The sequence below is a fragment of the Streptacidiphilus pinicola genome (genome assembly GCF_003258295.1).
In the GTDB taxonomy this organism is placed as follows: domain Bacteria; phylum Actinomycetota; class Actinomycetes; order Streptomycetales; family Streptomycetaceae; genus Streptacidiphilus; species Streptacidiphilus pinicola.
On record NZ_QKYN01000071.1, the window covers coordinates 1 to 22,443 of the forward strand.

The 22,443-nt window shown below is 70.9% G+C and carries 17 protein-coding genes; 10 read left to right on the forward strand and 7 right to left on the reverse strand.

All coding sequences use genetic code 11. The features are described from left to right. Positions 1 to 1,119, forward strand: a 1,119-nt coding sequence (locus DN069_RS18405) for a VOC family protein (RefSeq protein ID WP_243639402.1), incomplete at its 5' end; no start/stop codon positions are given. Further along, positions 1,116 to 2,801 (forward strand): bifunctional 3-(3-hydroxy-phenyl)propionate/3-hydroxycinnamic acid hydroxylase MhpA, encoded by a 1,686-nt coding sequence (gene mhpA / locus DN069_RS18410; RefSeq protein WP_111502121.1) that lies wholly within the window; start codon positions 1,116 to 1,118, stop codon positions 2,799 to 2,801. The genes DN069_RS18405 and mhpA, both read left to right, overlap by 4 nt. Before the next feature lie 166 nt (positions 2,802 to 2,967). On the opposite strand, the gene DN069_RS18415 is transcribed toward mhpA, so the two are convergent. Continuing rightward, a complete protein-coding gene (locus tag DN069_RS18415; protein ID WP_133259960.1) occupies positions 2,968 to 4,755 on the reverse strand; it encodes a cellulose binding domain-containing protein in 1,788 nt (595 codons plus the stop codon). Positions 4,756 to 5,099: 344 nt separating this feature from the next. On the opposite strand from DN069_RS18415, the gene DN069_RS18420 reads away from it, so the two are divergent. Then, complete coding sequence (locus DN069_RS18420) at positions 5,100 to 6,776, forward strand: RICIN domain-containing protein (RefSeq protein WP_341538485.1); 1,677 nt, start codon at positions 5,100 to 5,102, stop codon at positions 6,774 to 6,776. Between the two features lie 268 nt (positions 6,777 to 7,044). Then, positions 7,045 to 9,486 (forward strand): non-reducing end alpha-L-arabinofuranosidase family hydrolase, encoded by a 2,442-nt coding sequence (locus tag DN069_RS18425; protein ID WP_341538486.1) that lies wholly within the window; start codon positions 7,045 to 7,047, stop codon positions 9,484 to 9,486. Between the two features lie 114 nt (positions 9,487 to 9,600). On the opposite strand, the gene DN069_RS18430 is transcribed toward DN069_RS18425, so the two are convergent. The 6 genes from DN069_RS18430 to DN069_RS18455 form a co-directional block, all read right to left on the reverse strand. Beyond that, the gene (locus tag DN069_RS18430) at positions 9,601 to 10,608 is read right to left on the reverse strand and encodes an aldo/keto reductase (protein WP_111502127.1); all 1,008 of its coding nucleotides are present in this window, start codon (positions 10,606 to 10,608) and stop codon (positions 9,601 to 9,603) included. Positions 10,609 to 11,112: 504 nt separating this feature from the next. Continuing rightward, positions 11,113 to 12,180, reverse strand: a complete 1,068-nt coding sequence (locus DN069_RS18435) for a sugar kinase (protein ID WP_279387909.1) — start codon at positions 12,178 to 12,180, stop codon at positions 11,113 to 11,115. Further along, positions 12,177 to 12,806, reverse strand: coding sequence for a bifunctional 4-hydroxy-2-oxoglutarate aldolase/2-dehydro-3-deoxy-phosphogluconate aldolase (locus tag DN069_RS18440; protein ID WP_111502129.1), 630 nt, complete (start codon positions 12,804 to 12,806; stop codon positions 12,177 to 12,179). The genes DN069_RS18435 and DN069_RS18440 overlap by 4 nt, the downstream gene beginning before the upstream one ends. Next, positions 12,803 to 13,564 carry an SDR family oxidoreductase gene (locus DN069_RS18445; protein WP_111502131.1) on the reverse strand — a complete coding sequence of 254 codons (762 nt, stop codon included), beginning with the start codon at positions 13,562 to 13,564 and terminating at the stop codon, positions 12,803 to 12,805. The genes DN069_RS18440 and DN069_RS18445 overlap by 4 nt, the downstream gene beginning before the upstream one ends. Continuing rightward, positions 13,561 to 14,607 (reverse strand): zinc-dependent alcohol dehydrogenase, encoded by a 1,047-nt coding sequence (locus DN069_RS18450; RefSeq protein WP_111502133.1) that lies wholly within the window; start codon positions 14,605 to 14,607, stop codon positions 13,561 to 13,563. Before DN069_RS18450 ends, DN069_RS18445 begins: the two co-directional genes overlap by 4 nt. A 233-nt stretch (positions 14,608 to 14,840) precedes the next feature. Then, positions 14,841 to 15,662, reverse strand: a complete 822-nt coding sequence (locus DN069_RS18455; protein ID WP_111502135.1) for a FadR/GntR family transcriptional regulator — start codon at positions 15,660 to 15,662, stop codon at positions 14,841 to 14,843. A 352-nt stretch (positions 15,663 to 16,014) separates the two neighbouring features. On the opposite strand from DN069_RS18455, the gene DN069_RS18460 reads away from it, so the two are divergent. From DN069_RS18460 to DN069_RS18485, 6 genes are all read left to right on the forward strand, one after another. Then, on the forward strand, positions 16,015 to 17,337 hold the full coding sequence (locus tag DN069_RS18460) for an ABC transporter substrate-binding protein (RefSeq protein WP_111502137.1): 1,323 nt from the start codon (positions 16,015 to 16,017) through the stop codon (positions 17,335 to 17,337). After that, entirely contained in the window at positions 17,334 to 18,248 is a 915-nt protein-coding gene (locus DN069_RS18465) for a carbohydrate ABC transporter permease (protein ID WP_111502139.1), read from the forward strand. The genes DN069_RS18460 and DN069_RS18465 overlap by 4 nt, the downstream gene beginning before the upstream one ends. After that, positions 18,238 to 19,188: a carbohydrate ABC transporter permease gene (locus DN069_RS18470; protein WP_111502141.1), complete on the forward strand. Its 951-nt coding sequence runs from the start codon at positions 18,238 to 18,240 to the stop codon at positions 19,186 to 19,188. The genes DN069_RS18465 and DN069_RS18470 overlap by 11 nt, the downstream gene beginning before the upstream one ends. A gap of 99 nt (positions 19,189 to 19,287) precedes the next feature. After that, positions 19,288 to 21,231, forward strand: a complete 1,944-nt coding sequence (locus tag DN069_RS18475) for a DUF8034 domain-containing protein (RefSeq protein WP_111502143.1) — start codon at positions 19,288 to 19,290, stop codon at positions 21,229 to 21,231. Continuing rightward, complete coding sequence (locus DN069_RS18480; protein ID WP_111502145.1) at positions 21,228 to 22,094, forward strand: amidohydrolase family protein; 867 nt, start codon at positions 21,228 to 21,230, stop codon at positions 22,092 to 22,094. The genes DN069_RS18475 and DN069_RS18480 overlap by 4 nt, the downstream gene beginning before the upstream one ends. Further along, the gene (locus DN069_RS18485) at positions 22,091 to 22,429 is read left to right on the forward strand and encodes an L-rhamnose mutarotase (protein ID WP_111502147.1); all 339 of its coding nucleotides are present in this window, start codon (positions 22,091 to 22,093) and stop codon (positions 22,427 to 22,429) included. Before DN069_RS18480 ends, DN069_RS18485 begins: the two co-directional genes overlap by 4 nt. Positions 22,430 to 22,443: the final 14 nt, after the last annotated feature.

The following is a 22,443-nucleotide window of genomic DNA, read 5'->3' on the forward strand; positions in this document are numbered from 1 at the left end:
CCCCCGGCCGACGCACACCAGTGCCTGCACAGCGCGCAGGGTGCCCTGCGCGGCGAGCACCCCGGCCGCGCGGCCCAGCCCATCATCAAGGTCACCGACCTGGCCTGGCTGGAGTTCGCCAAGCCCGACCTGGACCGCGCCGAGACCTTCGCCCACGACTTCGGCTTCACCACCGCCGCCCGCTCCGACGACGCGCTCCACCTGCGCGGCGCCCTGCCGGGTACCCACTGCCTGGTGATCCGCCGCGGCCCCCTCTCCCGCTTCCTCGGCCCCGCGTTCCAGGCCGCCGACGCCGCCGACCTCGACCGCCTGGCCCGCGCCACCGGACACCGAGTCCGCCCTCTCACCGAGTACGGCGGGGGCCTGTCGGTGGACCTGCTCGACCCCTCCGGGCTGCCCGTCCGCGTCGTACACGGCGTCACCGAGCAACCCGCACAACCACTGCAGCGCCCGCTCACGGTGAACGCCGGCCCCGCCGCCGCCCGCGTCAACGCCACCCAGCGCCCGCCCCGCAAAGCCGCCCAGGTAGAACGCCTGGGCCACCTGGTGCTCTCCACCCGCGTCTTCCGCCGGGCCCTGGACTGGTACCTGGAGCACCTGGGCCTGATCGTCAGCGACTTCCTCTACCTGGACGGACAGCGCGACCGCGGCCCCACCATGGCCTTCATCCGCTGCGACCGCGGCAACGACCCCGCCGACCACCACACCCTGGCCATGCACCTGGGCCCCGACACCGGCTACGTGCACTCGGCCTACCAGGTGGCCGACCTCGATGCCCTCGCGGCCGGCGGCGAGTACCTGCGCGAGCGCGGCTACCGCCGCTCCTGGGGCATCGGTCGCCACATCCAGGGCAGTCAGATCTTCGACTACTGGCGCGATCCCGACCGCTTCATGCTGGAGCACTTCACCGACGGCGACCTCTTCGACAACACCCTCGAACCCGGCTGGGCCGCCATGTCTGCCTCCGGCCTGGCCCAATGGGGGCCACCGGCCACCCGGGACTTCCTCGGCACCCGCCCCTCACCCGGCCTGCTGCGCCAGGCGCTGGCCGCCCTTCGCGAGGACAACGAGATCGACCGCGCCCGGCTGCTGGGCCTCATGAAGGCCCTCAACTCGTGACCGCCCACGCCCCCGAGCACGTGCCCGTCGCCGTGATCGGCGCCGGACCCACCGGCCTGACCGCCGCGACTCTCCTGGCCCACCACGGCGTGCCCGCCCTGATCCTGGAACGCCACCAGGCCCCCTACCCGCTCCCCCGTGCCGTCCACCTCGACGACGAGGTCCACCGCATCCTGCAGGCCACCGGCGTCCACACGGCGTTCGGCACGATCAGCCGCCCCGCCCGCGGCATGAGGTTGCTCAACGGCTCCCACAGGGTCCTGGCCGAGTTCCTGCGCGACAATCCGCGCGGCCACAACGGCTTCCCCCAGGCCAACATGTTCGACCAGCCCGAACTCGAACAACTGCTGCGGGACAACCTCGCCCACCACCCCCTGGTGACGCTTCGGGGCAACACCGAGGTGACCGCCGTCACCGCCTCCCCCGACGCCGGCCATCCGGTGGAGATCACGGTCCACGGCACGGACCTGGACCGGGGCTCCTCCCGAACGATCCTGGCCGACGCCGTCCTCGGCTGCGACGGCGCGAACAGCCTGGTCCGCGCGTCCATCGACGCCCGGATGCAGGACCTCGCCGCCGCCCAGCAGTGGCTGGTCGTGGACATCCGCTGCCGCCTGCCCCTGCCCGCCTGGGACGGCGTCCACCAGGTCTGCGACCCGGCCCGTCCCGCCACCTACATGCGCATCGGCGAGGACCGCTACCGCTGGGAATTCCGCCTGCGCCGCGGCGAGCAACCGGAGGAGCTCCGGGACCGCGCGCGCCTACTGCAACTGACAGCCCCCTGGACGACAGGTGTTCCGGACTGGGAACTGCACGTCCTTCGCACCGCCTCGTACACCTTCCGCGCCCAGGTCGCCGACCGCTGGCGGCACGAGCGGATCTTCCTGCTCGGCGACGCCGCCCACCTCACCCCGCCCTTCATCGGCCAGGGCCTGGGCGCGGGCCTGCGCGACGCCCGCAACCTGAGCTGGAAACTCGCCCGGGTCCTCACCGGCCGGGCCTCCGAGGCCCTCCTTGACACCTACCAGGCCGAACGCCGCCCCCACGCACGGCAACTGATCCGGACCGCCGTGGTGATCGGGGCCCTGATGACCGGCGGTGGAACCGGCACCGCACTGGCTCGCAACGCCGCCCTGCCCGCGATCTCCCGTCTGCCCGGCGCCTCCGACCGCGTACTGTCCGCGATCAGCCCAGCCCTGAAGCCGGGACCCCTGGTCGGCTCCCGCCGACGCGGCCACCCACGCCCCGGAACCCTGTGTCCCCAGCCCGAAGTCCACGACGCCGCCGGCAACCTCCGGCCGCTGGACGACCTGCTCGGCGAAGGCTTCGCACTCCTGGCCACAGCCCCACTCGGTCCAGCCGCCCTGGCGGTCGGCCGGGCACTGGACGCCCGCGTCATCCCACTGCGAAGCCCCCGGCACCCCCGGTCGGCCCCCCAGAGCGGCGACCGGCCGACCGCTGCCGGTGAGGCTGCCCTGATCGACTGGATGGGCAGCGCCACGGCCGTCCTGCTCCGCCCCGACCGGGTCGTCCTCGCCACCGCCGCCGCGGCCCCGACCGGTGGGCCGTGCGGAGACGACCTCGCGGCCTCCGCCGTGGCCTGGGCACCCCTGATGACCGGCCCCGGCTCTGCCGGAACCATCCCCGGCGACCTCGTGGGTGAGATGCGTCGCCCGACGTGACTCCGCCACCTCGCGTGGGACCAGCCAAGGTCGGGCCGACTCCCTCGACCAGCTGAGCGCCGTCACCGAGCATCAGAGCACCAGCGGTGATCGAAGGGAGAGTCGGCCTGTGTAGCTTCCTTCGTCCTGCCGAGTCAGGACTCGACGATGTCAGGCTCCTCGAACGTCAGTGGCCCGTACACCGCACGCCGTTGAGGGCGTACCAGGTGGGCTGGGCCGGGGCGCCCGTGTCCGAGGCGTTGAACCCGAACGGAAGAGTGGCTCCGGCCGCGATGGTCCTGTCGTAGCTCACGGGCTGGGCGGTGACGGTGGCGCCGCGCTGGCTGTGCGTGACGTTCCAGCTGGCGGTGACGTGCTCACGGGCCGGGAGCCCGAACGTGATCTTCCAGTCGCCGGCCGCGTTCGCCCCCGTGTTCGTGATCTTCACGTTCTCCGTGTAGCCGCCAGGCCAGGACACCGAGGTGCCGGCGGTCACGGTGCACGAGGCGGCGGGAGCGGGCGCGGTCCCGGAGCTGGAGAGCTTCAGGACCGTGATGGAGTAGGCGGGGAGGGTCAGGCCGTGCGCGCTCAGACCCCGGATCTGCTGGAGCTTCTTGTTCGCCTCGCTGAACTGCTCAGCCGAGGTGACGTTCGCCGCGTTGAACCCGGCGTAGGAGATGCTGACCGGCTCGCTGGTCTGGGAACTGTGGTTGACGAGCATGAGGTTCATGCCGGTCGAGGTCTTGACCGCGTAGGCCGTGACGGCGGAGTTCGAGCTGGTGGTGGCGACCATCTGCGCGCCAGGTGTGGCGAATCCGCCGACCGCCTTGAGGCCGTAGTAGGCGGGGAACGGCGTGTTCGCCGTCGGCTCGCACACTCCGCCGTTGCAGCCGCCGCTGGACAGGATGCCCCCGTCGCCGTATTCGGTGGAGCCGTCGGGCAGCCTGCCGCTGGTCGAGCCCGGGCCATTGTGCTCGTCCCACCAGTCGATGTTCTGGACCTTGTTCTGCAGGAAGGTCATGTAGCTGTCGGCGGCGTACAGGGCTGCCGGGACGGAGTCGTACTCGAAGCTCGAGTCCGTCTCGGTGACCATGATCTGGATCTTCGAGGCGTTGCTGCCCGCGTACTTGCTGATCTCGGCCCGCGTGGCCTTCACGATCGCCGCGATGTTCCGGTACTGCGTGAGCAGTTCAGCTTCGCTCTTCGAGGTCGGGTAGTAGTGCAGGATCACGAAGTCGAGCCTCGGCCCGTCCTTCTTCAGGACCGTGGTGTTCCAGTCCGCCGTGTCGCCGTAGTTGGAGGCCACCAGGCCGTCCGGCCAGCTGTTGTGCAGGTTCAGCACGGCGCCGACCTTGATGCCCGGGTCGGCGGCCTTCATCTGGGTGATGTAGTCCGCGATGTTGTTCGCGTAGGCGGTGGCGCCCTTGGGCTTGACGTTGTGCTCCCACATCGTGCCGTAGGTGCCGTCGCCGGAGACCTCGTTGCCGAGCTCCCAGTACTTCACGCCGTAGTGCTTGGTGACGTTGGCGTACCTCACCCACGCCGCCGCCTCGGCTGCGGTGCCGGAGCCGTAGTTCACCGTGATGATCGGGCTCGCGCCGGTCTTGCGCGCGATGCCCATGAAGTCGTCGAAGCCGTTGGCGGGGTTCGCGTAGCCCAGGCCGTCGACGGTCGTGTTCGTCTGCCAGCGGTAGGCGTCGGCCGTGGAACCACCCGGGTAGCGCAGGGCGTCGACGCCGGCGTCCGCGAGAGCGGCGGTGGCGGCGCCGTCGTTGAGGTGACCGTCGAAGGTCGCCGTGTTCACGCCGTTCGCCATGCTCGGCACGGTACCGAGGTTCTGGGACGCGTTGACGTTGATCGCGACGGTGTTGCTCGCGTCCGCGCCCTGGCTGACGAGGAGGCCGCCGACGGTCAGTGCCAGCACGGTGGGGACGCCAGCGGCCACGACGACGCGGCGACGGGATTTGCGATGCATAGTTCCGAGGAGCCTTCCGTCCGGATGGAGTTCATCGCGCGGGGGACGCGCACCCTCCAGTTGCCGCCGACCGCCGAAAGGTTGCCGCTCTCCTGACACACCTGGCGCGAGGTGCCCGAAAAAGATCTTCGCCGTTCGGAGCAACCTTTCTCGGGGCGGTGGCAACTCAGTGCTGTCCGGACAACCGGTCTGGTCAAAGGCAACAGCTGAAAGAGAGCACCGACATGCCCCCTCGCCCATCCATGTCGCCGGAGGCGTCGCCCGGTCCCAGGCGGCGGCAGACGCATCGCGGCCTGCGGCTGCACCAGCGTCGGAGCTTCTGGGCAGCCGTCAGCCTGGCGGTCGTGGGCGGCTCCGTGGTCGCGATCAACACGGCCTCAGCGGACACCGTGGACACGAACGCCTGGTACGTGCTGGTCAACCACAACACCGGCGAGGTCCTGGACGACCTCGGCTACGCCACGAACGACGGTGCCTCGGTGGTGCAGTGGAGCCGTACCGGCGGGATCAATCAGCAGTGGAAGTTCATCGACGCGGGTGACGGCAACTATCGCCTGGAGAACCGGAACTCCGGCAAGGTGCTGGACGACTACGGCTGGTCGAAGACCGAAGGCTCCCAGTTGGTGCAGTGGCGCGACCTGAACGGCGCCAACCAGCAGTTCCACCTGGAGAAGTCGCCGGACGGCTACGTGCGTCTGATCAACCAATTCAGCGGCAAGGCCGTCGAGGTCCCGCTCGGCTCCAAGGCCGACGGGGGCCACATAGCCCAGTACCACGACTGGAACGGCACCAACCAGCAGTGGCAGCTCGTCCCGGCCGACAGCGTCAGCGGCACTGGGAACCCGGGGAACTCCGGCAGCAGCGCCACGCCCACCACGCCCGCCACGCCGAGCGGTACCCGCCCGACGTCGGCGCCGCCGACCCCCGCGGGCGGCGGCAGCTCGGCGAAGCGTTTCATGGGCAGCAGCACGGTGCTCATCGGCGGCTCGATGTCCGACGCCTCGGCGGCCGCCGCGCCGTTCGACGTGCGGTACGCCTATGTGCACAGCCAGCCCGCGCCCTCGTCGGACTACTACTCGGCAGCGCGCTGCCACGACGGCTGGTCGGGCTGGTGGGGCTGCTGGAACGGCAGCACCACGGCGCCCGGCACCTACGTGACCTGGCGGGACAGCGTGGCGGCCCAGGCGACATACAAGGGCAGCCCGCGTCCGCAGAAGATGCTCTGGACGTGGTACTCGCTGCGCGATCTCGGCGATCTCGCGGGCGAGGGCGACGGTCCGGGCGAGGTCAAGGCCATCAACAGGGTCGACCTGCTCACCCGGTACCTGAACGACTACCGCTTCTTCCTCCAGAAGATCGGCACCTCGCACGACATGATCGACCTCGAGCCCGACTTCTGGGGCTACGTCCGGTCGCTCGGCGACCCGCGCCAGGTCGCCGCGCAGGTCACGGCCGCGGACCCGACGGACTGCGGATCGCAGCAGAACAGCGCCGCCGGACTGGCCCAGTGCCTGATCTCGATGGCGCACAAGTACGCGCCGAACACCGCCGTGGGAATGCACCTGTCCTGCTTCGACTGGCAGCAGAACACCTCGCAGTGCGTCAAGGACTACGCCGCTCTCGGCGCACAGAACGCCGACTTCCTGGCGACCGATGTTTCGGACCGTGACGCGGGATGGTACGCGCAGCCCGCCCACGGCGGCCTCGACAAGTTCTGGACCGACCAGAAGGCCGCCGCCCAACTGGCGTTCTACAAGACGATGGCCGAGTCCGTGGGCAAGCCGGTGGTCCTGTGGCAGATCCCGGTGGGCAACATGGCGCAGAACGACACCCTCAACCACTACAAGGACGACAAGGTGGACTGGTTCTTCGGGCACATGGCCCAGGTGGCGGCCGCGCACATCGCCGGTCTGCTGTTCGGTCCAGGGCAGCAGGAACAGACCTCGGTCGAGACCGACGGCGGAAACCTGATCAGCAAGACGATCGCTTACCACAACTCGGGTGGTGTGGCCCTCAAGTAGCCGGGAGGTGCGGACCCGGCCCCGCCCGCTGTGACGGAGTCGGGTCCGTTCTCCTCGTCAGGCCGAGGATGGCCCGGTCGGTGGCCTCACCGCCGCCGTCGATGGGCCAACGGCCGGGGCGGACGCGACGAACCAGACCACTGCGCGCGCCCCCTCTCCCAATCGACAAGGGATTTCTCCCAGAACACGGCAACCTTTCGGCCCCCGGCGGCAACTGACGGGTAACCGGGGCCGAGACCGAAGCCCGCTGAGCCAGAAGGACACGTCCTTGCCAGATCAGAACCGCTCTCATCGCCGCCGTCCGGCAACCCGCCGCGCGCTCACCGCCGCCGTGGTTCTCGCCGCGGCAGGTGCTGCCGTACCGCTGGTCGCCCAGGCCTCACGCACGCCGAACGCCGGCACGCTGGGTGCTGCGGCGGCCGGCAGCGACCGTTACTTCGGCACGGCCGTCGCGTCGGGCAGGCTCGGCGACTCGACGTACTCCACCATCCTCGACCGGGAATTCAACATGATCACCCCGGAAAACGAGATGAAGTGGGACACCACCGAACCCTCACCGGGATCGTTCAACTTCGCCCCCGCCGACGCAATCGTCAGCCACGCCGCCGCACACGGCCAGCGCATGCGCGGCCACACCCTGGTCTGGCACTCCCAACTCCCCAACTGGGTCAAGTCCATCACCGACCCCACCACTCTGCGCCGCGTGATGGACACCCACATCACCACGGAGATGACCCACTACAAGGGCAGGATCTACGCCTGGGACGTGGTCAACGAGGCCTTCGCGGACGACGGCAGCGGCCGGCACCGCAGCTCGCTGTTCCAGAACGTGCTGGGCGACGGCTTCATCGAGGAGGCCTTCCGCACCGCCCACAACGCCGACCCCGCGGCCAAGCTCTGCTACAACGACTACAACATCGAGAACTGGTCCGACCCCAAAACCCAGGGCGTCTACCGCATGGTCAAGGACTTCAAGGCCCGCGGCGTACCCATCGACTGCGTCGGCTTCCAGAGCCACTTCGGCGCCGGCGGCCCACCGGCCAGCTTCCAAACCACCTTGTCGAACCTCGCCGCGCTCGGCGTGGACGTCCAGATCACCGAACTCGACATCGCCCAGGCGTCCCCCACCACGTACGCCGACACCGTCCGGGACTGCCTGGGCGTGGCCCGCTGCACGGGCATCACCGTGTGGGGCATCCGCGACAGCGACTCCTGGCGCACCGGTGAGAACCCGCTGCTGTTCGACGGCAACGGCAACAAGAAGCCCGCCTACGACGCGGTGCTCAGCGCCTTGGGCAGCAGCAGCGGCAGCGGAGGCACGCCAGGCGGGGACATCACCTCCGGCACCGTCTACACGCTCTCCGACGTGGCCGCCGGACGCGTTCTCGACGAGTACGCGGGACAGAACGGCAACGGCACCCCGCTCCAGGTGTGGGACGCCAGCGGTGCCACCAACCAGCAGTGGCGGGCCACCAAGAACGGCGACGGCTCCTACACCCTCACCAACGTCGCCAGCGGGCGGGTCCTGGACGAGCCGGGCGGCCAGACGGGCAACGGCACCAGGATGGAGGTCTGGGACTCCAACGGAGGCGCCAACCAGCACTGGAAGGCCGCCCGGAACAGCGACGGCTCCTACACCCTGACCAACGTCGCCAGCGGCCGAGCTCTGGAGACCCCCGGCAACCAGACCGCCAACGGCACCACCGTCCAGGTCTGGGACACCGGGGGCGCTGCCAACCAGCACTGGACCTTCAGCCCGTCCGGGTCGTCCACCCCGCCGACGCCCGCGCCGACGGGCAGCACGTGCGCCCTGCCGTCGACGTACCACTGGTCCTCGACAGGTGCGTTGGCCCAACCGGCGAACGGATGGGCCTCGGTGAAGGACTTCACCGACGTCGTCGACAACGGCAGGCACCTCATCTACGCGTCGAACGTGTCGGGATCGTCGTACGGCTCGATGATGTTCAGCCCCTTCACGAACTGGTCGGACATGGCGTCCGCGCGTCAAACCGGGATGAGCCAGGCCGCGGTGGCGCCCACCCTGTTCTACTTCGCCCCCAAGCACCTCTGGGTGCTGGCGTCCCAGTGGGGCGCGTCGCCCTTCATCTACCGCACGTCGAGCGACCCCACCAACCCGAACGGCTGGTCCGCGCCGCAGCCCCTGTTCACCGGCAGCCTCCCCGGCTCCGGCACCGGCCCGATCGACCAGACCCTGATCGCCGACGGCCACAACATGTACCTGTTCTTCGCCGGCGACAACGGCCACATCTACCGGGCGAGCATGCCGATCGAGAACTTCCCGGGCAATTTCGGCACCTCGTACACCACGGTCCTGAGTGACTCCACGAAGAACCTTTTCGAGGCGCCCCAGGTCTACAAGGTCCAGGGCCAGAACCAGTACCTCATGATCGTCGAAGCCCGGGCGGTGAACGAGCAGCGCTACTTCCGCTCGTTCACCGCCACCAGCCTGAGCGGCTCATGGACCCCGCAGGCCGCCACCGAGAGCAACCCCTTCGCGGGCAAGGCCAACAGTGGCGCCACCTGGACCAACGACATCAGCCACGGCGACCTGGTCCGCAACAACCCCGACCAGACCATGACCGTGGACCCCTGCCAGCTGCAGTTCCTCTACCAAGGCAAGGCCCCCTCCGCGAGCGGCCCCTACGACCAGCTGCCGTGGCAGCCCGCAGTCCTGACCCTGCAGCACTGAACCTCCGAGAAAGCGTCGAGGACCCCGGCCGTGCTTCGGCCCGGGGTTCTATCTTTCGGCGGAACCCGGCAACCCTTTCGCCTGCGGCGGCCGGGCGAAACAGGGCGACCCTCATCAGGATTCCTCGCCCGTCTCCACCGCCGCCGGTGGAGGGGCATCGTCGGGCAGCAGGCCTTCGGTGCGCAGTCGGCGCCACAGCTGTGCGGGGATGTCCACCGCGGCCATCGCCGCGGCGTCGCGAGCCTCGGCGGCGCTGCGTGCGCCGACCACCACACCGGCGACGGCCGGGTGCCCGAGCGGGAACTGCAGGGCCGCGGCTCGAAGCGGCACGCCGTCGTCCTCGCACAGCTCCTTCAGCCGCAGGGCGCGTGCCAGGAACTCGGCGGAGACGGGGGCGTAGTCGAAGGTGGCGGCGGGCTTCGGGTCGGCCAGCAGACCGGAGTTGAAGACACCGCCGACCACCACGGAGACGCCGCGCGCGGCGGCCCCGGGAAGCAGCGAGGCGAGCCCGGTCTGGTCGAGCAGCGAGTAGCGTCCGGCCAGCAGTACCACGTCCACGTCGGTCTCCCGGACAAAGCGGTCCAGCATCCGGGTCTGGTTCATGCCCGCGCCGATCGCCCCGACGAGCCCCTCGGCACGCATCCGCTCCAGCTCCGGGTATGCGGAACCGAACGCCTCCTGCTCGTGCCGGTCGGGATCGTGCAGGTAGACGATGTCGATCCGGTCCAGGCCCAGCCGGCCCAGGCTCTCCTCGACGCTTCGGCGCACGCCGGAGGCGCTGAAGTCCCATACCCGTTCGTGCGTGTCCGGGACGTCGAAGCCCTCGGCGAGGTCGCTGCTGACCGGTCCGTCCTTGGGGAGCAGCAGGCGGCCCACCTTCGTGGAGACCGTGAACTGCTCGCGCGGGCGACTGCGCAGCGCGGCTCCCAGACGCCGCTCGGACAGACCCAGTCCGTAGTGGGGCGCGGTGTCGAAGTACCGGACGCCAGAGTCCCAGGCGGCGTCCACCGCGGCCTGGGCCTCCTCCTCGCCGACGACCGTGAAGAGGTTGCCGATCGCGGCGGCGCCGAAGCCGAGCCGGCTCACTGCGACGTCGCTGCGCCCGAGCCTGGTGGTCCGCATGGGTGGGGTGCCTTTCGTGAGTGGGGCCGACCGGCGCGGGGGCTCGGGCCGGTCGGTGAGGCGTCAGGCCGGGACGCGGCCGGGGTGCTCCGGACGGTGGTCGCCCGAGGCCCGGAGCGCGCAGGCGCAGTCCGGCCATGCCGCCGTCCACGGAGAGCGAGATGCCGGTGGTCGGCGTGGTCGCGGTAGTTGAGCCCGATGCAGATGACCTTGCCGGGCCTGGCCACCGGAGCTCCGATCCGCCAACTCCCGGGCGGCGGGAGAAGCTCGGGGAGCGAACGGCCGCCAGCGCCTCGCGCACCCGCCCGGGCCCGTCCGATGCGAGGAAGGCGCCGTCGATCTCCTCGGTGATGCCATCCAGACCGAAGGAGCGTTCCCGTCCGTCGGGGGCCGGATCCAGAACGGCGGGCTGTTCGGCCACAAGGGGCCCCAGGCGCTGGAGTCTCATCGGCAGTTCCTTTTCTCACGAGTTCTCACGAGTTGCGGGGCGGGTGGCCGGGCGGGTCACCGGCGGACGGCGCCCGAGGCGTCGGCGAGGAGCGCCTCAACATCGGCGCGGGAGGCCATGGAGCTGTCGCCGGGCGTGGTCATCGCCAGGGCGCCGTGCGCGGTGCCATAGGCGAGTGCCGTGCTGAGCCCGGCGCCGGTGATCAGACCGTAGATCAGTCCGGCCGCGAATCCGTCGCCCGAGCCGACCCGGTCGAGGACCTGGACGCCGCGCAGGTCCGGTCCGGTGAGGTAGCCGGTCTGCGCCGACCAGGCCGCGGCCGACCAGTCGTTGACGCCCGCCGACCGAACGGTGCGCAGCGTGGTGGCCAGGATCCGGGTCCCGGGGAGCAGCGCGGCGATCTCGGCGAAGGCGTCGGGGGCCTCGGCGGCGGTGATCCGCGGCCCGTCGGCACCCGGTCCGGCCAGTCCGAGCGCGCCGATGACGATGTCGGCGTGCCGGGCCAGGCGCAGGTCGGTCTCCCTCGCCCGGGCCGCCCCGCCGCGGCCTTCCCAGAGGCTCGGTCGGTAGTTGGGGTCGTAGGAGACGGTCGCCCCGCAGCGCCTGGCGGCGGTCATCGCCTCCACCGCCACCTCGGCCGTGGAGTCGGACAGGGCGGCGAAGACGCCGCCGGTGTGCAGCCAGCGCGCTCCGGCGGCGAAGACGGAGTCCCAGTCGATCTGTCCGGGACGCAGCTGGGAGACGGCGGTGTTGGCCCGGTCGCTGACACCGAGGGCGCCACGCAGACCGAAGCCGCGCTCGACGAAGTTCAGGCCATTGCGCACGTGGCGGCCGATGCCGTCGGCCGGCTCCCAGCGGATGAGCGCGGTGTTCACCCCGCCCTGCAGGATCAGGTCCTCGACCAGACGGCCGATCTCGTTGTCGGCCAGCGCGGTAACCACCGCGGTCTCCAGACCGAAGCAGCGGCGCAGGCCCCGGACCACGTTGTACTCGCCGCCGCCCTCCCACACCCGGAAGCCGCGGGCGGTCCGGATGCGCCCCTCCCCCGGATCCAGACGGAGCATCACCTCGCCCAGCGCGACCACTTCTCCGACCGGCCGGGTGGCGACGGTGCGCGCGGTCACGGCCGGCTCCGTGCCATCGCCTGCGCGGCGAGGCGTGCGATGCGCTCGTGGTCGCCGCTGTCGAGCAGTTCGGGCGGCGCGATCCAGCTGCCGCCGACGGCGAGCACCGACGGGTGGGCGAGGTAGTGGGGCATCCGTTCGAGGCCGATCCCGCCGGTGGGGACGAAACGGACCTGCGGGAAGGGCGCGGCCAGCGCCTTGAGCAGGTCCAGCCCGCCGAGCTGTTCGGCCGGGAAGAGCTTGACGACGTTCAGCCCCAGCTTGAGCGCGGCCATCAGCTCACCGGCTGTGGCGCAGCCCGGCAGGTACGGGACCCCGAGGCCCCGGCAGCGGGCGGCGACGTCGGCGTCCAGGCCGGGCGAGACGACGAAGCGGGCCCCGGCCGCCACGGCGCGCTCGGCCTGGGCCGCGTCCATGACGGTGCCGGCGCCGACCACCAGACCGGGGTGGCCGGCCATGGCGCGCAGCGCGTCCTCGGCCGCGGGGGTGCGCAGGGTGACCTCGGCGCAGCCGACGCCCGCCTGTGACAGGGCCTCGGCGAGCGGCTGAACCTGGTCGGCCGAGTGCAGGGTGATCACCGGGATGATGCGCGTGCCGGCCAGCAGGTCGGTCAGGTCCCCGCTCATCGGCCCAGCCATCCGCCGTCGACCGGCAGGACGGTGCCGTGGACGTAGTCCGACGCGGGTGAGGCGAGGAAGACGGTGGTGCCGCCGAGGTCGTCGGCCCGGCCCCAGCGCCCGGCCGGGATGCGGTCGAGGATGGCGGCACTGCGGGCCGGATCGTCCTGCAGCGCCTGGGTGTTGTCGGTGGCGATGTAGCCGGGGGCGATGGCGTTGACGTTCACGCCGTGCGCGGCCCACTCGTTGGCGAGCGCCTTGGTGAGACCCGCGACGCCGTGCTTGGCGGTGGTGTAGCCGGGCACGGTGATGCCGCCCTGGAAGCTGAGCAGCGAGGCCGTGAAAATGATCTTTCCTTGACCGCGCCGGACCATCGCCCCGCCGACCACTTGGGCGAGGGCGAACTGGGCGGTGAGGTTGACCTGGAGCACCAGGTCCCAGTCCGCGGCGGGATGGTCCGCGGCGGGGGCACGGCGGATGGTGCCCGCATTGTTGACCAGGATGTCGACCGGCCGCTCCCGCTCGGTCAGCGCGCGGCCCAGAGCTGCGACGGCCGCCGGGTCGGCGAAGTCGGCCCGGATCGCCTCGAAGGCGCGTCCGGCGGCGGTGACGTCCTTCTCGACCTCGCTGCCGCTCTCCTCCAGGTTGGCGCTGATGCCGATCACGTCGGCTCCGGCCTCGGCCAGGGCCCGGGCCATCGCCCGGCCGATGCCGCGCCGGGCGCCGGTGACCACCGCGTGCTTGCCGGTGAGGTCGAAGGGGTTCACCGCGCACCTCCGGTTGCCGCGTCGGAGCAGTCCAGCAGGGTCTTCATGACGTCGCCGCCGGCTTCCAGCGCCTCGAAGGCCGTGGCCGCCTCGGCCAGCGGCACGACCGAGGAGATGAGCGCCTTGGCCGGAACGGTGCCGCCGGCCACCAGGGCCACGGCCCGCTCGAAGTCGCCGCGGTCGTAGAGGCGTGCGCCGACCAGGGTGATCTCGCGCCAGAAGAAGCGGTGCAGGTTCACCTCCCGGGGCGCGGGGTGGATGGCCACCTGGCAGAGCCGCCCACGCACCGCGAGTACGTCGACCGCGGTGGTGACGCCGGCCGCCGCGCCGGAGACCTCGAACGCGACGTCCGCTCCGGCGCCCTCGGTCCAGTCGGACACCAGCGCGGGGATGTCGTCCTGGGCGGGATCCCAGGCGGCCAGGCCGAGTTCACCGGCCATCCGCCTCCTGCTCGCCGACAGTTCGACCACTCGCACCTCGGCCCCCGCGGACCGGGCGACGAGCGCGATCAGGATGCCGACCGGGCCGCCGCCGACGACCACCACGCGCTCCCCTGCGGCCACCTGGGCACGCGCGACGTCGTGGACGGCGACGGCAGTCGGTTCGACCAGCGCGGCCTCGTCCAGCGGGAGGCCGGACGGCAGGGGGACCAGCGTCCCGGCCGGGACGACCCAGCGCTGCTGCATGGCGCCCGGCGCGTCGATGCCGATGAAGTCCAGGTTCTGGCAAACGTGCTGATGGCCGCGACGGCACGCCGGGCAGGTGCCGTCCCAGCGCAGTGGCATCACCGTGACCGGCTCGCCCGGCTGCCAGCCCTCGACGCCGGGACCGACCCGCAGGATGCGGCCGGACATCTCGTGGCCGAGCACAGCGGGCGTCTTGACCCTCGCGTCCATGTCGCCGTGGAAGATGTGCAGGTCGGTTCCACAGATCCCGACATAGGCGGGTTCGATCTCGACCTCGCCCGGGCCGGGCGGGGCAGTGTCGGCCGGCCCGACTGTCAGGGTCCGGGCCGCGGCGTAGGAGACCGCGATAGTACTCATGGGGACTCAAGGTCCTCTCTGTGTGCGTGCGGTGCTGGGCGGATGCCGTGGTGGCGAGGCCGGAGCAAGGCATGCGGGCATGCCGCAGCTCGCCGGTGTGCGGTGAGCCGGTTCGGTTCAAGGCCGGGGCGCCCCGCGCAGGGCAGGGCGGAGCTACCTCACTGGTGCTCCGGCGGCCACCCGGATCAGATGAACGTGGGGCTGAGGATGTGCAGGCGGGCTGAGGACGTGCCCTAGGGCTGGCCCGCGCCGAAGACGCGGCGCTGGATCTCGCGCCGATACTCCTCGAGGGTCTGGTCCAGGTGAACGCGGGTCGCCTCCGCGGCGGCCTCCGGGTCGCCGTCGCGGATGGCACCGTAGATGGCGGCGTGCTCGGCGACCGCGTCCCTGGCGTGGTCGCCGACCGCCCCGTGCATGCCGATGGTGTTGGCCTGCCGCTGCAGCCGCCGGGCCTCGCGGACGGAGGCGACCAGGAAGGGGTTGTGCGAGGCCTCGGCGATGCCGAGGTGGAAGGCGTCGTCGCCCTGGTCGAAGAGCGGGTCCCGGCCGGTCTCGTGCCCCTCGCGGCACAGCTCCATGGCGTCCTTGATCGCCTTCAGTTGCGCCGGGGTCGCGCGGGCCGCGGCGAGGCGACTGGCGGCCGTCTCCTGCACCCGGCGGAACTCGAAGAGCATGAAGATCTGGTCGAGGTCGGTCGGCATGAAGAACCCGCCCCAGCGCGAGGCGCCGAGCATGCCCTCGTCGTCCGCGACGTAGAGGCCGCGGCCCTTCTGGGCACGGACCCGGCCGATGGCCGAGAGGATCTTCACCGCCTCGCGGACGACAGTCCGACTGGTCCCGAGCGACGAGGCCAGCTCGTTCTCGGTGGGCATCCGGTCCCCCGGCTGCAGCTGGCGCTCGGCGATGAGCTTGAGGATCTGCTCCGAGACGACCTCGTATCCGGGCCGGTAGGGAGCGCCGTTCGCCACCGTCTCCCCGGGTCGCGGATCCGATGTCGTCTCTGCTGGCGCGCCGTCCACCGGATGCTCCTCCTCTGTCTGGGCCACCTTCAGCATGACCGCATTCCCTTCGCCGCGGAAGAGCGTACCCTCTCCCCGGCCACTGACCATATATAAGTACGACTCATTTCACCAGGGGGCTTCGCCGATGGCTTCCTACCTCGCCTGATGCCGTCAGGCGAGGACACAAGCTCGCAACCTTCCGGAAATAGGCCCGCTCATCCTCTTGACGCACGGCTCGCGTTCCGGGTCTCATGTCACATCACGGTGACCCGCTGGCCTGGCGGTCGGTCGGAACCGCCCCCGCGGCAGCACCAGCGGGCGCACGTTAAGTCATACACATTCTGTTTGCCCACGGCCCGCCACCCCGGTCGGAGACGTGCGCAGCTATGACGCAGTGGAGTCCCCTATGAGACGCATAGCCCTTGCCGCCGCGGTCACCGCTCTTACGCTCGGCGCCCTCACCGCCTGCGGCGGGGGCACCGCGACGACGGCGGGCGGCTCGGCCAGCTTCTCCCCCGCGGCACAGGGTGACGGCCCGATCACCGTGTGGGTCGACGCGACCCGGCTCGCCGCGGCAAAGCTGTACCAGCAGCAGAACCCCCAGGTGAAGATGAAGATCGTCACCTACGACGGGGACGCCAACGGCTCCAACTACCTGCAGACCAAGGTCAGCCTGTTCAACCGCACCGGCAACGGCTGGCCGGACGTGGTCTTCAGCTCGCAGAACAACGAGACCACCTGGGCGGTCCAGTCCGGCTTCACCGCCCCGCTCAACAAGGGCCTGATTCCGCAGTCCACCCTGGACGGCTGGGCGACCGGCGCCAACGCGCCGTGCACCGTCGACGGGACGCTCTACTGTCTGCGCAACGACCTCTCGCAGACGGTGCTCTGGTACAACGCGACGCTGATGAAGCAGTGGGGCTACCAGGTCCCGACAACCTGGGAGCAGTACCAGGCGCTCGGCCTGAAGGTCGCCACCGAGCACCCCGGCTACCTGGTCGGCTCCGCCGGCGACACCTTCACGCCGGAGATCTACCTGTGGGCGAGCAAGTGCGGCGCCAACCAGGTGACCGGGCCCAAGGCGGTCACGGTGAACACCTCCGGACCCGGCTGCACCAAGATGGCGACGCTGCTGGACAGCCTGGTCAAGGCCAAAACCATGGCCACCAGCAGCGTGTTCAGCACGGACTTCAACAAGAACGACGCCCGCAAGGTCCTGATGCTGCCCGGCCCGTCCTGGTTCGGCGGCGCGCTGTTCCAGGGCGGCTTCAAGACCCCCAAGGGCCAGATCGCGGCCGCGCCGATGCCGCAGTGGACCGGTGACAACACCCCCTCGGTCGGCAACGTCGGCGGCGGGACCTGGCTACTCTCCGCGCACAGCAAGAACCTGAAGGCCGCCACCGCCTTCCTGACCTGGGCGACGACCTCCGACGACTACCAGGGCAAGCTGGCCCCCGGCTACCCGGCCTACGCCGCCGCGGCCAAGACCTGGCTGGCGGCTCAGAGCAGTTCCGGGTACTACGCGAGCGACGTCTCGCCGACCCTGCAGGCCGCCGCGAACCAGGTCTGGCCGGGCTGGGGCTACGGCCAGTTCAGCCAGGAGGCGATCTGGGCCCAGACGGTCACCCCCGGTATGACGGCGGGCAAGAGCATCACCTCGCTGCTCCCGGCCTGGCAGACCCAGATCGCGAACTACGCGCAGTCCGACGGATACAAGGTCAGCCAGTGAGCATCTCCGCGCGCAACCGGGCCGGGTCGGAGCGCACCACGCGGCGCGCCCTCTGGCCCGGCCGGGCCGGGCACGGCTTCGTCGCCCTGTACGTGGTGCTGCTGATCGCCTTCGGGGTCGTGCCGACCATCTACGCGATCTACTTCGCCTTCACCACCGCCGGCGACACCTTCGCCGGGTTCTCGAACTTCACCGACGCGGGCGGCGACTTCCGCTTCCTGCCGGCCGTCGGGCACGTGGCGCTCTACCTGGTCTGCTGGCTGGTCTCCCTGGTTGTCTTCGTCGTCGGCCTGGCACTGCTGCTGCACCGGCTCGCGTCCCGGGGCGTCAGCAAGACCCTGCGGTTCCTGTTCTACATCCCCGGGGCACTGGCCGGGGCGGCGAGCGTCATGGTGTGGCTGTTCGTCCTGGACCCGACGGTCAGTCCGGTGGCCTTCCTGCTCAAGGCACTGGGCTTCACCACCTTCGACCAGGTGGTCGCCCCCGGAGGGCTGCCGATCCTGTTCACCCTCATCGCGTTCTGGACCGGCGCAGGCGGCTGGATCCTGGTGATGTACGGGGCGCTCAACAACATCTCGCCGGACATCCTGGAGGCCGCGCGGATCGACGGCGCCGGCCCCTGGCAGATCGCCCGGCGGATCCAGATCCCCATGCTGCGCAAGTGGATCGTCTACATGTGTATCCTCGCCTTCGCCGGCGGCACGCAGCTGTTCGTCGAACCGGAGCTGCTCTCGCAGGCGAGCAACGGAGTGGCCGGGCGGGACTACTCGCTCAACCAGCTCTCCTACGACTTCGCCTTCCAGAACAACAACGTCAACACCGCCGCAGCCGTCTCGGTCGAACTGCTCCTGCTCGGACTGGTCGCCGCCGCGGTGTTCGTCGCCCGATCGGGGTTCTTCGATGCCGACTGACTTCCGCAGCCCCGAACCGTCCGCCTCCGCCCCCGCCACGGCACCGGTCGTGACCCGCCTCGCGCGATCCCGCCGGGCGCGGCCCGGCCTGAAGAACCCGCTGCCCGCCTTCGTGCTGCTGCTCTTCGCGGTCTTCTTCGTCCTGCCGGTCGTCTGGCTGCTGCTGGCCGCCACCAAGACCGACGACCAGCTGGTGCACGCCAACCCGCTCTCCTTCGGCTCCTGGCACGCCCTGCGCGCCAACTGGGACGCGCTGACGGGCTACCAGGGCGACACCGTCATGCTGTGGCTGCGCAACTCGGCCCTCTACACCTTCCTGGCACTGGTGATGACCCTCGTCGTGGTCATCCCCGCCGGCTACGCGCTGGCCCTGACCGAGTTCCGGGGTCGGCACACGCTGCTGGTGGCGACGCTGGTGGTCATGCTGATGCCCAGCGCGACGCTGGTGGTGCCGCTGTTCCTGGAGATGAACGCGGTGCACCTGATCGGCTCGATGTGGTCGGTCATCTTGCCCTACTCGTTCTACCCCTTCGGGGTCTACCTGGCCTACATCTACTTCAGTACGGCCATCCCCCGGTGCCTGCTGGAAGCCGCGCGGCTCGACGGCTGCTCAGAGTTCGGCGCATTCCGCCGCGTCGCGCTGCCCCTGGCCACCCCCGTGGTGGCGCTCGTCGGCTTCTTCAGCCTCGTCGCCAACTGGACCAACTACTTCCTGCCATACGTGCTACTGCCGCAGGACGACCAGTTCCCCGTCCAGGTGGGGCTCGGCACCCTGCTGGACGCCGTGCCGCAGTTCAACCCCACGGTGGGCACGCTCTCCGTCGAGCGGCCTGAGCTGGCCCTCGCCACTCTGCTGGCCATCACGCCCGTGCTCGTGGTGTTCCTCTTCTCGCAGCGCTTCCTGGTCGCGGGCATGCTCGCCGGCGCGACCAAGGACTAAGAGCCTGCGTCCCCCACGACACCTGCCACCGCGCCACCACGCCCGCCCGCGCCTCCGCCGGGCGCGGGCGCCGTACTGCCCGAAACGGAGAACCGTCCCATGGACCCCGACATCACGGCCTCGATGCCGCTGCTCGAACCGCCCGGCTGGGCGACGGCACAGCGACAGCTGTTCGACCTGCTCGACCAGGTCTGGCGGTGCTTCGCCCGCGACTTCACCGGGCCGGACGGACGACTGAAGTACGAGGGCCGGCTGACCACGCGTGACGGCGTGGACGACTTCTACGAGACCTTCTTCAACTGGCCGCAGCTCTACCTCCTCGGCGGCGCCGACGACCTGCTGGCCGAGTCGGAGCGGCACTGGGAGGGGACAACCCGGCAGCTCACCGAGCTGGGCATGCTCAAGGACGAGTACGAGCGCGGCTACGACTGGTTCCACCAGAGCGAGAGCCTGCTGCTGTTCTACTTCCTGTGCATGGCCGCCCCGGAGCGCTGGACCGAGCGGGCGCTGCGGTTCGCCGAGCTCTACGTCGACCCGGCCAAGGGCAACTACGACCCCGAGCACCGCATCATCACCCGCGCGCACAACGGCAGCGACCCGGAGCGCACCGGCCTGTCCGACGGCGAGTACTACCCCTGGCTGCCGCAGGAAGCGGCGATGTACGGGTTCCCTCTGAACTGGATCCTGGCCGACGGAGAGACGCCGCCGCTGGAGAGCGATCCGCGGCTCGGCGAGGAGATGCGCCGCCGGATGGGGCAGGGCGACACGGCAGTGAACCTCGCCGCCAGCGGTCTCGTGCTCAACGCGCTGATCCTCTCGGGCGACGCCCGCTACCGGGACTGGATCGCCGAGTATGTCGGCGCTTGGCGCGAGCGCGCGGAGGCGGCCGGCGGGGTGCTGCCGGACAATGTCGCCCCGGACGGCACGGTCGGCGGGCTGCACGAGGGCCGACCCTACGGCGGCCACTACGGCTGGTCATGGCCGCACGGCTGGCACAGCGTCGGCCACGCGGCCACGGTCGCGGCCCTGGCCGCCGCCGAGGCGACCGGTGACGACTCCTACCTGGACCTCGTCCGGCCCACGATGGACGAGATGTTCGCCCACGGCAAGACGATGCCGTTCACCGAGGCCGACTCCAGTCTGCGCTCCAAGTGGATCGCGCAGCTGCGCGAGGACGTGAACACGCCCACCTTCCACGTCCCGTTCCGCCGAGGCGACGAGGGCTGGTTCGACTACAACCCGATGACCCTGCCGGTGCCCGTCGCCCTGTGGCACCACAGCGCCGGGGACGCCGACCGCGAGCGGATCGAGCGGCTGCGGGAGGCCAGCGGCATCGACTGGCGCACGCTGCGGCCCTTCCGCAGCAAGGAGGAGGCGCACCACGAGGAGGCCTGGTTCGCCTTCCTCTCCGGCGACGACCCGGACTACCCCGAGCGCATCCTCGCGACCGCCCAGGCGCAGGTGCGGCACCGGTTGCAGCGGATGGAGCGCTACCGCGGTCTGGAGGTCGACGAGGCCGACATCCACCTGTGGCAGCTGTCCAACCCGGTGGTCACCGAGGCGCTGGTGCAGCTGACCTGGGGCGGTCCGCAGGTGCTCTACAACGGCGGCCTGCAGCAGGCGCGGGTGCGCTACTACGACGCCGACGCCCGCCGCCCCGGCCTGCCGCCGTCCGTCGCCGCCCTGGTCTCCAGCATCGACCCGCAGGCGACGGTGGTGGACCTGGTGAACCTCCACCCCACCGAGGACCGCACACTGATCGTCCAGGCCGGCGCCTTCGCGGAGCACACCATCCGCAGCGTCCGCCACACCCACAACCGCGACGACGCCTGGGTCGGCGACCTCTACGACTACGGACACACGGAGCCGGTCGAGGAGACCTCCGCGGCCCACGCCGTGGACGGGCCCTGGCTGCGGGTACACCTGCCGCACTCGACCCGGATCCGGCTCACCCTCGAACTCGAACTGCGCACCCGGCCCGCGTCCTACCGGACCCCCTTCGACGAGCCGTCGGACCAGGCGCATGACGGCGGTGTCCAGTGAACGCCGCCGCCGCGCCGGCGGTCCTCGACTGCCACGTCCATCTCTGGGACCCGCTCCGCCTTGCCTACCCCTGGCTGGCGGGGGTACCCGAGCTCAACCGCCCGTTCACCGCCGACGAGTTCGCGGAGCTCCGCCCGGCTAACGTCGACGTCCTCTTCATGGAGGCAGGCCGGGAGGAGCGCCACGCCGCGGACGAGATCACGTGGGTGCGCGAGCAGGCCGAACGCCACCCGTGGATCCGCGGCGCCGTCGCCCACATCCCGCTCGAACGCCCCGCCGAGGCACTCGACGCGATCCGGCGCTACGCGGCCGACCCCTTCGTGGTCGGGGTGCGCCGCAACGTGCAGGACGAGGCGCCCGGCTTCACCGAGGACGCGGCGCTGCGCGCGAGCCTGCGGCTGCTCGGCGAGGCGGGGCTCCCCTTCGACGCCTGTGTCCGCCACCACCAACTGCCCGAGCTGGCACGGCTGGCCGCCGCCTGCCCGCAGACCACCTTCGTCCTCGACCACCTGGGCAAGCCGAAGGAGGAAGCCGTCACCACCTGGTCGCAGGCGCTGCGCGGGGTGGCGGAGCAGCCGAACACCGTCTGCAAGCTCTCCGGCCTGGCCACCGAACTGGCTCCCGACGCACCGCCCGGGCTCGCCCTTGCGCTGCTGCGCGAGGCGCTGGAGGTGTTCGGCCCCGACCGCTGCCTCTTCGGCAGCGACTGGCCGCTGCTGCAGCTCGCCACCGACTACCAGGCCTGGCTCGACCTGGTCCAGGCAGCGCTCGCCGACCACTCGCCCACCGCCGCTGACGCGGTGCTGCGCGGCAACGCGGAGCGCGTCCACCGACTGGCCCCCTCCCGAAAGGGCGCCCGATGAAGCGCATCGCCCAGACCACCCGGCTGGTCCCGGAGCGCCGCGAGGAGTACCTCGCCCTGCACAGCGCCGTCTGGCCGGCCGTCGAGGCCGCCCTGCACGTCGCGCAGATCCGCAACTACAGCATCTTCCTGCACGGCGACACCCTGTTCGCCTACTACGAGTACCACGGCGAGGACTGGGACGCGGACCTCGCCACGATCAAGGCCGACCCGGAGACGCAGCGGTGGTGGACCTTCACCGACCCCTGCCAGGAGCCGTGGCCGGACGCCCCGCCCGGCAGCCGCTGGACGGACCTGCCGGAGATCTGGCACCTCGGCGAGCCGCCGCGGTCCTGAGTCACCCGGCAGGG